Source organism: Gammaproteobacteria bacterium (genome assembly GCA_015709615.1).
Lineage (GTDB): Bacteria > Pseudomonadota > Gammaproteobacteria > Burkholderiales > Nitrosomonadaceae > Nitrosomonas.
On the sequence record CP054179.1, the window covers coordinates 2,279,054 to 2,294,595 of the forward strand.

13 protein-coding genes and 2 pseudogenes are annotated in these 15,542 nt (G+C 43.7%); 12 read left to right on the forward strand and 3 right to left on the reverse strand.

Going from position 1 to position 15,542, the window contains the following annotated elements; all coding sequences use genetic code 11:
• Window positions 1-29: 29 nt before the first annotated feature.
• The 3 genes from HRU77_10930 (at window position 30) to HRU77_10940 (ending at window position 2,723) form a co-directional block, all read left to right on the forward strand.
• Entirely contained in the window at window positions 30-1,079 is a 1,050-nt protein-coding gene (locus HRU77_10930) for a PD40 domain-containing protein (protein ID QOJ21158.1), read from the forward strand.
• 223 nt (window positions 1,080-1,302) lie between these two features.
• Window positions 1,303-2,283, forward strand: coding sequence for an arsenic resistance protein (locus HRU77_10935; protein QOJ21159.1), 981 nt, complete (start codon window positions 1,303-1,305; stop codon window positions 2,281-2,283).
• Window positions 2,284-2,435: 152 nt separating this feature from the next.
• Window positions 2,436-2,723, forward strand: a complete 288-nt coding sequence (locus HRU77_10940) for a hypothetical protein (protein ID QOJ21160.1) — start codon at window positions 2,436-2,438, stop codon at window positions 2,721-2,723.
• An 86-nt stretch (window positions 2,724-2,809) separates the two neighbouring features.
• Here HRU77_10940 and HRU77_10945 read toward each other — a convergent pair.
• Window positions 2,810-3,772, reverse strand: a pseudogene (locus tag HRU77_10945) (sigma-54-dependent Fis family transcriptional regulator).
• A gap of 129 nt (window positions 3,773-3,901) precedes the next feature.
• Here HRU77_10945 and HRU77_10950 point away from each other — a divergent pair.
• The 6 genes and pseudogenes from HRU77_10950 to HRU77_10975 all read left to right on the forward strand — a co-directional run bounded on the left by HRU77_10950 (window position 3,902) and on the right by HRU77_10975 (window position 10,598).
• Window positions 3,902-5,428 (forward strand): IS21 family transposase, encoded by a 1,527-nt coding sequence (locus HRU77_10950; GenBank protein ID QOJ21161.1) that lies wholly within the window; start codon window positions 3,902-3,904, stop codon window positions 5,426-5,428.
• Window positions 5,421-6,242, forward strand: coding sequence for an ATP-binding protein (locus HRU77_10955; protein QOJ21162.1), 822 nt, complete (start codon window positions 5,421-5,423; stop codon window positions 6,240-6,242). The genes HRU77_10950 and HRU77_10955 overlap by 8 nt, the downstream gene beginning before the upstream one ends.
• A 448-nt stretch (window positions 6,243-6,690) precedes the next feature.
• Window positions 6,691-6,933, forward strand: coding sequence for a zinc ribbon domain-containing protein (locus HRU77_10960; GenBank protein ID QOJ21163.1), 243 nt, complete (start codon window positions 6,691-6,693; stop codon window positions 6,931-6,933).
• A 255-nt stretch (window positions 6,934-7,188) separates the two neighbouring features.
• Window positions 7,189-8,877 (forward strand): TIGR01244 family phosphatase, encoded by a 1,689-nt coding sequence (locus tag HRU77_10965; GenBank protein QOJ21164.1) that lies wholly within the window; start codon window positions 7,189-7,191, stop codon window positions 8,875-8,877.
• An 18-nt stretch (window positions 8,878-8,895) separates the two neighbouring features.
• Complete coding sequence (locus HRU77_10970) at window positions 8,896-9,696, forward strand: sulfite exporter TauE/SafE family protein (protein QOJ22146.1); 801 nt, start codon at window positions 8,896-8,898, stop codon at window positions 9,694-9,696.
• Between the two features lie 40 nt (window positions 9,697-9,736).
• Window positions 9,737-10,598 (forward strand): annotated as a pseudogene (locus HRU77_10975) (MBL fold metallo-hydrolase).
• A gap of 271 nt (window positions 10,599-10,869) precedes the next feature.
• Here the strand turns inward: HRU77_10975 and HRU77_10980 are convergent.
• The gene (locus HRU77_10980) at window positions 10,870-11,253 is read right to left on the reverse strand and encodes an isoprenylcysteine carboxylmethyltransferase family protein (GenBank protein QOJ21165.1); all 384 of its coding nucleotides are present in this window, start codon (window positions 11,251-11,253) and stop codon (window positions 10,870-10,872) included.
• 805 nt (window positions 11,254-12,058) lie between these two features.
• Here HRU77_10980 and HRU77_10985 point away from each other — a divergent pair.
• Entirely contained in the window at window positions 12,059-12,448 is a 390-nt protein-coding gene (locus HRU77_10985) for an alginate export family protein (GenBank protein QOJ21166.1), read from the forward strand.
• 336 nt (window positions 12,449-12,784) lie between these two features.
• On the opposite strand, the gene HRU77_10990 is transcribed toward HRU77_10985, so the two are convergent.
• The gene (locus tag HRU77_10990; GenBank protein QOJ21167.1) at window positions 12,785-13,660 is read right to left on the reverse strand and encodes a LysR family transcriptional regulator; all 876 of its coding nucleotides are present in this window, start codon (window positions 13,658-13,660) and stop codon (window positions 12,785-12,787) included.
• Between the two features lie 352 nt (window positions 13,661-14,012).
• On the opposite strand from HRU77_10990, the gene HRU77_10995 reads away from it, so the two are divergent.
• Both HRU77_10995 and HRU77_11000 read left to right on the forward strand, forming a co-directional pair.
• Window positions 14,013-14,210, forward strand: coding sequence for a hypothetical protein (locus HRU77_10995; GenBank protein ID QOJ21168.1), 198 nt, complete (start codon window positions 14,013-14,015; stop codon window positions 14,208-14,210).
• A gap of 234 nt (window positions 14,211-14,444) precedes the next feature.
• Window positions 14,445-15,338: a transporter gene (locus tag HRU77_11000; protein ID QOJ21169.1), complete on the forward strand. Its 894-nt coding sequence runs from the start codon at window positions 14,445-14,447 to the stop codon at window positions 15,336-15,338.
• Window positions 15,339-15,542 lie beyond the last annotated feature (204 nt).

Consider the following 15,542-nt stretch of genomic DNA (forward strand, 5'->3'; position numbering starts at 1 on the left):
ATGTTTTTAATCCAAGGAGGAAGATCAGTATGAAAAACAAGCTTTTTACTCAGGTGCTTTGCTCTATATTGCTGGTATGTACATTAGCATATGGTGTTTCTTACGCCATGCCGGGTATGCACGGAGCCGTAAGCGGTGGAGTTACTGAGTCGCCAGCTGCATCGAAAGACATGGGAGCACCCATCAACTCACCTGGTTCGGAGATAGAAATCACCTACAGTGCGGACGGCAAAACAGCCATTTTTGTGTCAACCCGCAAGGGTAGTATCGAATCATCCGGCACCTCTTACAATTTCGATATATGGATGTCTCACAATGTAAATGGTATCTGGCAGTCGCCTATTCATTTAGGGCCCGATATTGATCCTACCGTTGGGCCGAATATTAATACATCAGCTTGGGACTTGGAGCCGAGTTTTTCCGATGATGGCAATGTCATTTATTTCACAAGATATGAACCGGGTAACCTGCTGTCGGGTGATCTTTATGTCGTACAGAAAGTGGATGGTGTATGGCAGTCGGCCAAAAATTGGAATGATGTTCCGGAACTTCCCAGTATCAATACCCCGACCGGTGAAGAGCATTGTCCGATCATCGTTTCTGACAGCCTGATTTATTTCAACTACAGCCAGCCGGGTGTCACTCAGGAGAGTGATATCTGGAAAGTCGAGAAAAAAGATGGAGTGTGGCAGAAACCCGTGAGTCTGGGAGCAAAAATCAATTCTCCTCAACGCGACCACATGCACTGGACCGGGGTGTCAAAAGATGGCAAAAGTATGGTCATCACCAGCACACGGATTGATCCGGATTCGCGAGGTGGGCACGATATGTGGATCTCACATCAGGATTCAAATGGAGAATGGCAGAAGCCGATCAATCTTGGTGACGTCATTAATACCTCGGATGAAGAAATGTGCTGGACTTTCACGCCTGATGGCAAGAAATTTACTGGTAGCTGGGGGCCACAGAATACTTTCGATACCGATATACGATGGATAAACAAGGATGATATTCCATTACTGAAAAATTTCGAACCCATCGGCCCTCCTCCCAATTTGCTTGTCAATAGCAAAGGATGAATCAGAATTTATAAGAATACTCCCCTAAAGCGGTTACTGACTTTAGGGGAGTTATTGTCAAATGTGGTGTTCAGAGAATTCATCAAACCGCATTCTGAAATCTCCTCCTTAGTCCAAAAATTAAAGTAATTTTGGGAGGCTAAATTAAAATCTAGGCTCAAAAAATTATAAATTCATACACAATAACGATATTAATTTACGCTGGATGTTTTAAGGAGTAAAAATGCGAAAAGAACAATTAGAAGAAAATCAAATTTTGATTTACGCAGTAGTGTTAATTTTAGGGATCAGTTTTGGTTTCTGGAGTCCGAATATTAGTTTTTTTAATATAAATCTTGAGTATCTGATATCGCCGGTGCTAGGAATATTGCTTTATAGTATGTTTGCCCAAATTCCTTATCATCAGTTATATGAAACTTTTGCTAATAAGCAATTTTTCTCAATTGCATTATTGACAGTTAATTTCTTAATAGTACCTTCTGTTGTTTGGTTGCTTTCGCTATTTTTACCTGAACACCCTCCCTTATTATTAGGGCTCTATCTGGTTTTGCTAACTCCGTGCATTGACTATGTGGTGGTATTTACTCATTTAGGTCATGGTGATGCAAAATTAATATTGACCTCAACTCCTCTGCTATTACTCGTGCAAATGCTTTTTTTGCCACTGTACTTATGGTTATTTATGGGAGAACAAGCAACTGAGGTAATGAAAGCTGAGCCATTCATTGATGCATTTCTATTCCTTATAGCTCTACCGCTACTTATGGCTTTCTTAACGGAATTCTGGGCTAAGCGGCATCAAAGCGGCACAGTATGGCTTCAAATGACATCATGGTTTCCAGTGCCATTTATGGCCTTAGCATTATTTTTAGTTGTGGCCTCCCAAATTGGCAGAATCGATGAATTTTTGTCAGTTGTAATTCTAGTAGTACCTATTTTCATCATCTTTATGGCGTTAATGCCCTTTATTGCCAAACTAGTGGCAAACAGCTTTCGTTTGGACGCACAGGCTAGTAGAGCACTTATATTCAGCGCAGGTACTCGTAATTCATTAGTTGTTCTTCCCCTCGCTTTAGCACTGCCTAATGAATGGATGTTAACTTCTGTAGTAATAGTTACTCAAACTTTAGTTGAGCTGGTTGGCGAGTTGGTCTACATTCGTTATGTACCTTCGATCATACCAGATGAATACAAAATTCTCTGAGTATTGCTTAAAGAGCACATGCATTAAAACTACTCTGCAAAGGGACGAGTTAAACTGAATTTAGTGTCTCGGGATTGAAAAATAGCGGCGTATCTGATTGATTAGTTGTGCTGGCAAGCAAAATATAATCAATCGATGAGGAATACACCGCTATGAGTAAGAGTAACGTTATTGATTTATCAGATCCAGACACGTTTACAGATTCATTGACCGAATTATTAAGAACTGGGGCTCGTCAACTGATCGAGCAAGCCGTTGAAGCGGAATTGGCAGAGTTTGTGAAACAGTGCGTTGATCAAGTTCTGGACAATGAGCGAGCGACCATTGTTGGTAATGGCTACCAACCGGAACGCGAGATTCAGATCGGTATTGGACCGATCACTGTCAAAATCCCGGTACGTGCTAAAAACGAAGAGGCGGTGCTTTTAGTTCGGCGCTGACGTCGCGTCCTACGTACGTAAAACGCGTTTTATAGAATATTTCTTTATCAATTTATGCACGCCATCGGGCGTTGCATACATCGCATTTAATCTAGAGCACGGAAATCTGCCAAGTTAATATTATGTTTTTTTAGTTTGGTGTAAACTGCGCGTGATGTAATTCCCATGTTTTCAGAGACTCTCTTTATATTTCCGTGATGTTGTTTCAGAGCTGTTTCTAGAAATGATTTTTCAATTTTGGTAAGGGCGTATTCTTTCTCGTCTTTCCATTCACCAATGCTTTTTGTTTTAGTAGAAAGCTCTAGATCCAGTTCAGTCATTTCTTTGCCACTAACAAATAAGATGCTGCGTTCAAGAATGTTTTCTAATTCACGAACATTGCCTGGCCAATGATAAGCGCGGATTTTCTGCATAACTTCACGACTTACTGATTTAACCTGCTTGTTATATCGCTTGTTCAATCGCTGAATGATCAATTGCACAAGATAAGGTAAGTCTTCTGGTCGTTCAACTAAGGGAGGAATACTTAAACGCACTACATTGATGCGGTAGTATAGATCATTACGGAACAGATCCTGCTTAACAAGACTTTCCAGATTCTGATTTGTTGCTGAAATGATTCTTACATCAACCGCCAATGTTTGTTTACCACCAACTCTCTCCAATTCGCCTTCCTGGATCACGCGAAGTAATCTGGTTTGTGCTGCTGGCGACAATGAATCGACTTCATCCAGAAATAAAGTGCCACCTTCGGCTCGCTCAAAAAAACCATGGTGTACTTCGATGGCTCCTGTAAAAGCACCTTTTTCATGCCCGAATAAACTGCTTTCAATCAAGCTTTCTGGAATCGCGCCACAGTTAATGGCGATGAATGGCTTATGGTAGCGATCGCTCATTGCATGGATGGCACGTGCTATCAGCTCCTTACCTACACCTGTTTGACCCTGAATCAGAACCGTTGCCATAGTAGGTGCAATAACCTCGATTGATTGCAGTATTTTCTGCATCATGGGTGATTTTGCTATGATTGCAGGGGGCTGTTGTTTCTTTGTTTGTAAATAGCGGAGTAAAAATGTACCACTGAGGCGCACTGAATTTCGCGGGAATCTCGGAATAAAAGTGTACCAGTCTGAAGCCTGTAAGCTGATGCGATTAGCATCAAGTGAAAGGCGATGAGGATGTATACAGTGGAACTATATGTAAAGATTCGACGTGCGGTGATGGTAGAAGGCAGAAGCGAGCGCGAAGTTGCGCGTTATTTTGGAATTCACCGCAAGACTGTGAAGAAGATGTGTCAATACGCTGCACCGCCGGGTTATCGGCGCAAGCGCGAACCCGTATCTCCCAAGCTTGCTCCTTTCACTGGCATCATTGATGCTATTTTGGAAGCTGACAAACAAGTGCATGTTAAGCAGCGCCATACTGCGATACGGATATTGGAGCGGTTGCGTGAAGAACACGGCTTTACTGGTGGTTATACCATCGTACGTAACTATGTTAACAAGGCTGCAATTCGGCAGAAGGAAATGTTCATGCCGTTAGTGCACTTGCCTGGCCATGCCCAGGTAGACTTTGGTGAAGCCGATGGCTATATTGGTGGCAAACTGGTTCGATTCCATTATTTCTGCCTTGATATGCCGCATTCGGATGGTTGCTTTGTCAAAGCCTATCCAACTGAAGATACCGAATCCTTTCTGGATGGGCATGTTGCTGCCTTTGCATTTTTGGGTGGGATACCGCAATCGATCCTGTACGACAACACCAAGATTGCGGTGGCCAAGATACTGGGCGATGGCAAACGCCAGCGTACCAAGGCATTCAGCGAGCTGCAGAGCCACTATCTGTTTGAAGACAAGTTTGGGCGACCGGCCAAAGGCAACGACAAGGGGAAAGTTGAGGGCATGGTTGGTTACAGTCGCCGCCACTTCATGGTGCCGCTACCCATTGCTGCTGATTTTAATGCCCTGAATGCAAAATTGTTGGATGGGTGCATCAAGCGCCAACAGGCCAAGTTGCGGGGTCAAACTGAAACCATCGCTGAGCGCATGAAACGCGATACGGCTGCATTGATGGCTTTACCTGCAGTTGCTTTTGATGCCTGCCATAAGATTTCCACGCGTGTATCTTCATTATCGCTCGTGCGTTATCGAAGCAACGATTACTCGGTGCCTACTCAATACGGTCACTGGGAGGTACTGGTGAAGGGCTATGTGGATCGCGTAGAGATTTGCCTGGGCACAGATACGATTGCACGTCATGCGCGCAGCTACGGTCGGGAAGAATTCATATACAACCCCTTGCACTACCTGGCATTGTTAGAGCAGAAACCGCGTGCGCTCGATCAAGCGGCACCCTTGCAAGATTGGGTACTACCTGAAGTATTCGATCGGCTGCGTCGCGTGTTGGAAGTCCGCATGGAACGCCGTGGCCGCAAGGAATATATCCAGATTTTGCGGTTGCTGGAGAATTTTAGCCTAGCGCAAGTTGAGCAGGCAATCAAACAAGCGATGGGGTTCGGTACAATTGGTTTTGATGCCATCAAGCATTTGATTCTGTGCGCGATAGAGCAACGACCTGCCAAGCTCGATTTGATGCTCTATCCCTATTTACCCCGTGCCAGCGTGAAATCCACTGAACCACGATCGTATTTAAGCTTGCTGCAAGGATTCAAGTCAAGCCAATCTACGGAGGTGCGTTATGACTGATACCTCTATTCCCACCACGGTCGCGCCGCAAGTCTTGCTGATCAATCACTTCAAGACCCTAAAGTTACCAACCTTTGCACGTGAATATGAAAAGGTGGGACTCGAATGCGCACGTGAGGATGTTGATTATGCACGCTATTTATTGCGACTATGCGAACTGGAATGCATTGATCGTGAACGGCGGAATACCGAGCGGCGCATACGTCAGGCGAAATTCCCAGTAATTAAAAGCCTGGATACGTTCGACTTTGCTGCAATACCTGGACTGAATAAATCATTGATACTGGAGTTGATGCGCTGTGAATGGATCGATAAGCGCGAGAACATCATTGCGTTGGGCCCATCAGGCGTTGGCAAGACTCATATCGCATTGGCTTTAGGGCTGGCTGCCTGCCAAAAAGGCATGAGCGTTTTATTCACGACAGCTGCAGCGCTGGTGCATGAGTTAATGGAGGCGCGCGATGAAAAGCGATTACGTACCTTGCAAAAGCAATTGACCAACGTCAAATTGCTGATCATCGACGAACTGGGTTATGTGCCATTTACTGCAATTGGTTCAGAGCTCTTATTCGAAGTATTCAGCCGTCGATATGAACATGGATCCACTTTAGTCACATCGAATTTACCATTTGATGAGTGGACCAGTGTGTTGGGATCAGAACGATTGACCGGTGCGCTGTTGGATCGCTTAACCCATCATGTTCATATTCTGGAAATGAATGGAGAATCGTATCGCCTGGCCGCAAGCAAGAAACGGCAAAAGCAGACAGTACAAACCAAGCCTATAGAAAAGGAGGATGCCAGACCAATATAAAAGATTTTAGGGGAAACACTGCGCCTTTACTGAAACCCAAGAAATAAAAAATCAGAGGCGCAAAACCAGAGGTTAAATCCCTCTTTTTATTAACCTAACTGGTACACTCTTCGCGCGCTATTTGGTACCCTTTTACTCCGCCATTGACAAAACTTGCATGAGAACAATAGAAGCATTTAAAAATCACCCTCTCATTCCCAAGGATGTGGTTATCAGCGGTTGGGTTTGGGAAGTTGAAACACGCCGGTTGAGAGCCCCGACACGAGATGCCGAAAAACGGACCAGGACTGATGTCACCTCAGTTCAATTCGGCGTTAAAGAAAAACAACCGCCTCGTTGGAGCTAAATTCAAGAGAACAAACCTAAAAGCGTGACCACTTGTTATGCCAAGTGGTCACATTCTAGAGTTTTTGAGAAGTGCCATTAATGTAATGAATAAGGATTCCAAATGCCAGTCTATGATTACTTGTGCACACAGTGCAAACTACAATTTGAAGTACACCATTCAATCAATGCACCCAACCCGGATTGTTCGGCATGCGGGAGTACGACAGAGAAATTGATTCTTTCTGCACCTGCGATGCATGGCAACATGGCGCGTGGCCGTGATCTGGCAGTGCGCTCGCTGCAACCAAAAGCTGATCAGGTAAATCACGTACACGCAGCCGGGTGTGGATGTAAGCATCATTAGTATGAGTCCGGATATATCTCTACTTGCTGTTTAAATTCGCCTGGGGTGATCTAACACTAATCCAATTATCGATATATCGCAGACCAAGGATTGATTGATTTCACAAATTCCTTTTAATCTAGTATATAAAATTAATAAGTATTTGATATATAGATAATTATTGTTTTAAGCCCTTGATACCGTTTCCTAAAATATTAGTGAACAATGTTTGGTGCTGACACGACTTAAAACCGATCCTTACGGAAGGAGGAAGAAATGAGCATCGTTACGACAAAACTGGATGAGAAGCTGTTTGTTACCAGTCAGATCAGCGTTGATGATTTGGCAGAAATAGCATCAGCGGGGTATAAATCTATTATCTGCAATCGCCCCGATCATGAAGAAGGGGAAACTCAACCCACAAGTTTGGAATTGGAAAAAGCGGCACGCATACTTGGAATCAATTTTATTTATTTGCCTATTGAAATTGGTCCAATCTCCACCAGAAAGATTGAATCATTCAACAAATTACTGATTGAATTTCCCGGACCAATCCTTGCATTTTGTAATACCGGCAATCGAGCTAGAGCACTATATGAACTGAATAAGCAAAAGAAAATATCCGAAGATGGGGAAGAATCTGTCACAGCAGCCTGTAGTTGGACAGGTGATGCGCTTGAAACAATTCGCATTCCACACACATCCCGAGATAAATCAATTTCAGTGACAGCAGCTTGTAATTGGGGTAATTCGTTTGATATCGTCGTGATAGGTGGTGGCGCAGCAGGAATCGGAGTGACGGCTAGTCTCTTGCGCCGCAGACCTGCTCTTCGCATCGCGATCGTCGAGCTTTGCGATAAACATTATTATCAACCTGCCTGGACACTAGTCGGTGGTGGCGCTTATGACATGGCACGAACAGTGCGAAACATGGCGGATGTCATTCCGCCGAAGGTTGAATGGATACGAGCAGCAGCGATTGGATTTGAACCGGACAACAATCTAGTTAATCTGGCAGATGGCCGATCAATTGGCTATAGGCAATTGATTGTTTGTCCAGGTATACGTTTGGCCTGGGAGAAAATCGAGGGGTTGGAGGAAACACTCGGCAAAAATGGCGTCACATCTAACTATCATTCTGATTTGGCGCCTTATACTTGGCATCTCACGAAAAATCTCAAAAGCGGCAGGGCCTTGTTTACGCAACCACCCATGCCGATAAAATGTGCTGGTGCTCCTCAAAAGGCCATGTATCTTTCATCTGATTATTGGTTGCGCCATCATATGTTGGAGGATATCGAAGTCGAATTTAATACGGCTGGTGCAGTATTGTTTGGTGTAGCTGACTTTGTTCCACCATTGATGGAATATGTGAAACGTTATCACGCAAAAGTGGTGTTCAATTCCAATCTGGTAAAGGTCGAGGGCGCCAAAAAAATAGCCAGCTTCGACATTGAGGATAGCGAGGGAAATGTTACGCGTATAGAAAAACCGTTCGATATGCTGCACGTGGTACCGCCTCAGGTTGCACCAGACTTCATCAGTAAAAGCCCATTGGCCGATGCTTCGGGATTTTGTGAGGTTAATCCCAAAACATTGCAGCACCCGCGTTACGCTAACATCTTTTCCTTGGGAGATGTTTGTTCTTCGCCTAATGCCAAAACGGCCGCCGCGGCCAGAAAGCAAATCGTTATAGTAGCGGAGAATCTCCTGGCAGCCAAAGAAGGCAGGGAGCTTTGCAATAGTTATGATGGTTATGGCGCTTGTCCTCTCACGGTAGAAAATGGCAAGGTGGTATTGGCCGAATTTGGTTTTGGCGGTAAATTGTTGCCCACTTTCTCGCTCAGTCCGACCGTGCCAAGCCGATTTGCGTGGTTTCTCAAAACGAAATTATTCCCCTGGTTATACTGGAATGGCATGTTGAAAGGCCGTGAATGGTTCACTCGTTCAACAAGTGTAAGCTAAGTAACATGGCCAAGTCTAATCAGCATCTTGCTGGGCTCATTCATAGGTATCGTGCTTGCGCTGACAGGAGCAGGTGGAGCCATCATCGCGGTGCCGCTGCTCATGTTCAGCTTGCATCTTACAGTTGCAGAAGCTGCTCCCGTTGGTTTGCTTGCGGTCGGCTTGTCAGCAGCAATCGGGGCATTGTTAGCATTCAAACAAAAAATTGTCAGATATCGGGCAGCCAGTCTGATCGCGGCGATGGGTGCATTGACCGCTCCAATAGGCATATGGGCTGCACAGCAATTGCCAAACGCACCGCTGACCTTGTTGTTTGCTTGTGTGTTAATTTATGTTGCTATTCGCATGTTTCACCAAAGCCTGCATGAAAATGACGTAAGAATAATGGCTGATCCACCTTGCTGGTTGGATGAAATCGGCGAACGTTTGGTTTGGAACATCCCTTGCTTTAGAGCATTAGCATTCTCAGGCACGATGGCAGGTTTTCTGTCAGGCTTACTGGGTGTAGGTGGTGGATTCGTGATCGTACCGACACTCAAGAAAGTTACCAATCTTAATACGTCATTCATATTGGCCACATCACTCGCCATTATTGCATTGGTTTCCCTGGCTGGTGTTGTTTCAGCAATATTCATTGGCACCCTGAAATGGTCGATTGCTTTTCCTTTTTGTGGTGGAACTATCGCAGGAATGTTGGTTGGCAGATTATTCGCTGATCGTTTTGCAGAACATAGATTGCAGCAAAGTTTTGCCATTTTGGCAATTAGTGTTGCAATTGGCTTGATCGTAAAAGTGGTTTGGAATGCATTTTTTAGTTAGTAATCTCATTCATCCTCCACTTTCTAGCAGGTAATCAAAAATGATACCCCATATTAAAGCATTCTTTGATTCAGCAACATGGACGATAAGCTACATTGTTTTTGATGAGCGAAAAGGAAGTTGCGCTATTATCGATCCAGTTCTGGACTACGAACCCAAATCAAGTAGAACAAGCACCCGCTCAGCCGATAAACTGATTGAATTTGTTAACCAACAACAATTGTCTGTGGCTTGGATGCTTGAAACACATGCGCATGCAGATCACTTATCATCTGCAGATTATCTTAAGAAAAAACTGGGCGGCAAAACTGCTATTGGCAATAATATTTCTATCATTCAAAAAACTTTCAAAGAAATCTTTAACTTAGATGAAGAATTTATTCCAGATGGTCATGATTTTGATCACTTGTTTACTGATGGCGAATTATTTCAGATTGGCAAATTGACAGCTAAAGCTATCTCCGTATCAGGTCACAGCGCCCGCTGACATGGCTTATCAATTCGACAATATCATCTTTGTAGGTGATACACTTTTCATGCCGGATATTGGTACTGCTCGTGCCGACTTTCCGGGAGGAGATGCACATCAGTTATTCAGATCTATCCAAAAATTGCTGGCTTTTTCACCGGAAAAAAAGTTATTGATGTGCCATGATTACCCGCCTGCCAGCCGCTCCCCCGCGTGGGAAAGCACAGTTGCACAACAACGCACGCATAATATTCATATCCGTGACGGCGTCAGCGAAAATGAATTTGTCATGATGCGCAACAAACGCGATGCTACGCTAGAGATGCCTACTTTGCTACTACCTTCATTACAGGTAAACATTAGGGCCGGAAAATTACCGGTAGCCGAAGAAAATGGGGTTGCGTATTTAAAAATACCTATCAACTTTATTTAATCTATTACAAAACATAAATGCAAGGTGTGCCATTAATCTCACGGATGATCTTTTCCATTACGACCGAGAAATGGGCACATATTTGAGATAGTGAGGCAATTTTGAGACTCAGCACAATGTGAATATAACGACTTCGGTTAACAGTCTTGATATATTAAATTACCTTCAAGGAGTAGGACTCATTTCCAGATCAACACTATTCATCCAAATAGCGTATAAATCAAAACCGCCAGATTCTCGTCGACCCCTTTTATAAGTTGCATATGAAAAATTATACCCATCGACAAACCGATTTCAAATATCTGGCATAGCCATCGCCAAATTTAGCCAACAGGGCATTTTCTTCTGGAATAATCTGAAATCGATTTAAATACACAACAAACAGCGGTAACAACAAAACAGACAGGACATTTGCTAAAAATACACCCCATGCCGCAAGCATCAACAAAAATCCGACATACATGGGATTTCGGCTCAATCTATAAACACCTGTGGTGACTATCGAAGTGGCTAATCCAGGAGTTAATGGGTTTACTGTTGTTTTTGCTGAAATAAATTCCACCGCAGCGACAATGATTAATACAAAACCCATTAGCCATAATGCTCCTGCTACCAATTCCTTGTCCGGAATTTGAATCACCGTCCATGGACTCATCAATGAAACAGACCACATGACTACAGTAAACAAGAGAACCAACACAGCCGGTGGAATTTTAAGTTCAAGACAATACATGGCTTACTAGATAGATAATATAATTATATTATTGATTTCATTTTAACTTCAGAAGTTACTTTTGCTTCATCAAGTCCTACAATATTTTCAATGCCAAAAAGCTATTAGTTCAATAGAAAATAATTAGTTTTAGACAATTTTTATGAGCTTATATTTTGATTGTTTGGTACTCAGCAATAGCCAATCACGGAATGCTAACACTTTAGGCATAGTTTACCATTCAGCCCTATACCACAAAAGGTAGGCTAACAAAGAAAGATGCTTAAATCTTGGGGAAAGTCGAATTTGCCGTCCTGCAGTGATATCATCTTGAGCCCTTAACTGCGATCCCGTGCCCATCAACAACTGATTGCACCCGGATACAACATCTAATCGCCCATCTGTGACAGCCATTGAGTCTCTATTGATTTGATTATTTGAAGTTTTCTTTGCATACTTCCAAAGCCGAACATATGCAGTTGCGGAATCAAGAATTGGATCGAAATCTGATGGAGTCATATCCATGGACTGAAAATCGTCCAACATGTCCGGTACTATCCCGATATGCGTTAAGCCATTAGTATTAAAGTCAAATGTTTTTTGGCAAAATATACATCGACCCATTGTGATGCTTCCAGTAATTGTTTTAATTGTAAATGTGCCATCACGAATGGACCATTCAATCGCTTGATCAGTTCAGCGAGAAACTCAACCAACAGCCGTCGTGTTTCGGAATAGTCCCAGTGCCATGTCCAGCTTGCCCATCAAGCGCAGCACGATTTCCCGCATCTCCTGCGGCACGATGTGCGACAAGCCGAGTGCCGTTTTCAACACGGGGCATCTCTACTGGCTAGGTTATGAAAGAGATCAAGGTCGGTTTGCAGCGGCGCAGGGACGGGAACACAGGCATTCTTTCGGCACACGGCTTTTCGGTTCTGCAAAGAATTGGGGTTGGAACCTGGAAGCGGTGTTTCAGATTGGCCATGTCGGCAGTCAAACTATCAGTGCCTGGATAGTTGCTTCTGATACAGGTTTTATCTTTACTGCGCTGTTGTGGTCACCCCGGCCCGGCTTGAAAGCGGACATTGCCAGCGGTGATAAAAATCCAAGCGATGGACGGCTCCCAGACCAGGGCTAGAACCTGGGACCTGCGGATTAACGGGTATTTTAATTAACTGTTTTTATTAATAATATACCCGCTAGTGCTCGCCAACACTCGCCAATAATCGTCAGATATGTCACGTTTTATTCTTAGAGTTTTCTTAAAGCTGTACGCGAAAGTAAGAAAGTAGTAACTATACTAATATGCGACAATGATATTATATTAGTGGCGAGCTTCAGTAGAAATTCCCTTCTAATATTAAATACTCTCTTACATAATCACACGATTTTGTCCAGTCGGCGCTGACTAGGGCGCAAGCTAATGTTTTACATTGCAATCTGCAGCCAGCGGAGCTTTCATTTTGGCTTCCTGTTAAACCTTACTTAAATGTTTCTGCAGGAACTTAATGAAGTGCTGTGTTTTTGCGGGTAGTAACCGAGTTTCCGTAACGGCGTAGACAGATACCGGAGTCCCATGCCATTGAGGTAGTACGCGACACAATCGTCCACTGGCAAGATCATCAGCGACAATTTTTTCCCACATCATGATGATGCCCATATCGAGCGCTGCCAAGCGGCAAATCATCCCGACACTGTTGAGCTTGAATCGGCTACCAATAGAAACTTCGGTGGTGCGTGCCTCATTGTGTAGTGTCCACGTATTACTCTTCTTGATGCCCAGACACTCATGGTGCGCCAGATCGGCAGGCTCGGCAGGCTCTCCCGAGCGGTCAAGATAACGAGGCGAGGCGTATAGGTACACAGGGAGAACGCCCAATGGACGTGCGATCAATTGCGAGTTCTCCGGTTCTCCGATGCGGATTGCTACATCGAAAGGTTCACTCACCAGATCGGCCCGTCGTGATGTTAGATCGAAATCGAAGACGATGCCCGGATAGAGCCTCGCAAATTCGGCGATCAATGGTGCCATATAGGTCACGGCAAAATCTACAGGTAACGAAGCGCGTAGCACGCCACTGGGCTGTTCGAGCATTTCGCCGAGTTGCTCGTGCGCGAGTTTGGCTTCATCAACGATACGTTTACAGCGCTCAAAATAAATCTGACCAGCCTCCGTTAATGTGATCCTGCGCGTTGTACGATGCAAAAGACGCAATCCGATCGTCTTCTCCAGCGCACTGATCCGACGCGATAGGGTTGAGTTCGGCATTCCGATAATATCGGCAGCCCCCCGAAAACTCCTGGCCTTGACAACTTCCACGAACAAGGCCATGTCATTCAGAAATTCCATATTGATTGCTCCATTATTGGAGCAATATTATCCAAAAATCAGTCTTTATTCTATATAAGAAGCAGTAGACAATTCAACATCGAAAAATTTAGTGAAATCATCATGAATAATTGCATGAAAATATTAAAAAAATGAGAGAACATTGAGCCGATCGGCTTTATGTTGACCTTGTTGGAGTTTGCTCTATTACACCAGTACCAAGTCGGACTAAATAATGCACATCCTTCGCTAAATCGGTCCTATCCAGCAGAAGGTTCGATGCTTGAATCTATAACCTATTAATCCCATGGTATAAATTTATCTCTGACTGGTAAAAAGAAAGGTTTCTATAAAGTTTATATGGAGGTATTTTATGAAGCATATTATCAACGCAGTTACTATTGCTCTGTTAGTTATGCTGATAGCTGCGTGTGGTCGTCCTACGGTGACGATTAATGAAAGAGAAAGGGAAAATTATGAAAAAAAACTTGCTGGTAAAAAAATAGAGTGTCCATTCGGCCTGGATGCTAATGGATCATGCCTAGAAGAAGGTGATGATGGCATCTGGTAATTATGGCTCCTACCATTTCTGTAACAAAAAACCAGGATCTTTTTTTAGCTATATTTGAGCGCAAATACTTTAACAATCTGGGAATAGGTTTTTTTTAAGCTGAACTAAGAGCCACTATTATTTGATCTTTTGTGCTCACTTTTCTTAACCGCCTAGTAATAAATTGTGTAGCAATAATTATTCAATGGTGACTCATATCTGGAAGTGGCAGAAATGTCACCTTGATCTATCTTAATGACGATCTATAGGCACACACTTTTTGTACTGGTAATAGTAAGTAAGACTGGTGCAGCACTTGCTACTGAGGGCGGAGGCAGTATTTATCCGCTTGGGGCTGAGGAATATATCTGTTGTGCGTTACCTAAACCCGGGGTTTACGGGATGCTGTGGGGACGGCATTACAGTGCTGATAAAATTCGTGGTAATGAGGGAGATGTTGTATCACACCCGTCTTTTAAGGTGACTGCCAGCGCTATTGTTCCTCGAATTGTATGGATCACACCAGTAAAAATTATGGGAGCCTCATTAGGTTTTCACACGATTATGCCTATTGTGAACCTCAATGTTAAGGTTGCTCCGGAAGTTTCTCAAAATAAAGCAGGTATCGGGGATATGACGATAGGAGGAGTATTAGGCTGGCAGCTTAGTAATAAATTACATAGCGTGGCTGCGCTTGATTTGTTTGCTCCAACTGGAAATTATCATAAGGATAACATTGCAAATATTGGCCGAAATTACTGGGCAATTCAACCTGTGCTTGGCATTACTCGTATTGATCCAATCGGCTTGAATATGGGTATCAAGGCGATGTGGACATATAATCTCCAAAATAAAGATACAAACTACCTATCCGGACAAGAGCTTATTATTGACTATACCCTAGGTTGGGGGGTGGGAAGAGGTTGGGTATTAGGTATCGGTGGTTATGCTTACTGGCAGGTAACCAGTGATTCCCAAAATAGTGAATCGGTTACAAACAATAAGGGACGTGCTTATGCGATAGGTCCGTCAATGCGTTACGATAGTGGACGGGGATGGTTCATTACCGGTAAATACCAAATAGATGGGGCAGTCAGGAATCGCGCTGATGGAACCGCATTCTGGCTTAAAGCTGTTCTCCCATTCTGAGATAGCATGAATTTGCTGCGGAACGATACGACCTACTGATTATAGAAATAGATTTATCCATTGCTACGTCCACGATTGCAGATTCGAATAGCAGTATATTATAGGGCAGCGATCTCAATCGGGTCACTGCAATAATATGTAGCTGTTTTTTTTCGTGCGTGGTTGCTATGTACTTGGTTATGACCGCATCATTCACTTTTCCTT

Coding starts and splice junctions, on each gene's coding strand:
- HRU77_11000 (QOJ21169.1), top strand. CDS start 14,445: ATGACGATCTATAGGCACACACTTTTTGTACTGGTAATAGTAAGTAAG.
- HRU77_10995 (QOJ21168.1), top strand. CDS start 14,013: ATGAAGCATATTATCAACGCAGTTACTATTGCTCTGTTAGTTATGCTG.
- HRU77_10940 (QOJ21160.1), top strand. CDS start 2,436: ATGAGTAAGAGTAACGTTATTGATTTATCAGATCCAGACACGTTTACA.
- HRU77_10950 (QOJ21161.1), top strand. CDS start 3,902: ATGTATACAGTGGAACTATATGTAAAGATTCGACGTGCGGTGATGGTA.
- HRU77_10955 (QOJ21162.1), top strand. CDS start 5,421: ATGACTGATACCTCTATTCCCACCACGGTCGCGCCGCAAGTCTTGCTG.
- HRU77_10990 (QOJ21167.1), bottom strand. CDS start 13,660: ATGGAATTTCTGAATGACATGGCCTTGTTCGTGGAAGTTGTCAAGGCC.
- HRU77_10930 (QOJ21158.1), top strand. CDS start 30: ATGAAAAACAAGCTTTTTACTCAGGTGCTTTGCTCTATATTGCTGGTA.
- HRU77_10935 (QOJ21159.1), top strand. CDS start 1,303: ATGCGAAAAGAACAATTAGAAGAAAATCAAATTTTGATTTACGCAGTA.
- HRU77_10965 (QOJ21164.1), top strand. CDS start 7,189: ATGAGCATCGTTACGACAAAACTGGATGAGAAGCTGTTTGTTACCAGT.
- HRU77_10960 (QOJ21163.1), top strand. CDS start 6,691: ATGCCAGTCTATGATTACTTGTGCACACAGTGCAAACTACAATTTGAA.
- HRU77_10985 (QOJ21166.1), top strand. CDS start 12,059: ATGTCCAGCTTGCCCATCAAGCGCAGCACGATTTCCCGCATCTCCTGC.
- HRU77_10980 (QOJ21165.1), bottom strand. CDS start 11,253: ATGAGTCCATGGACGGTGATTCAAATTCCGGACAAGGAATTGGTAGCA.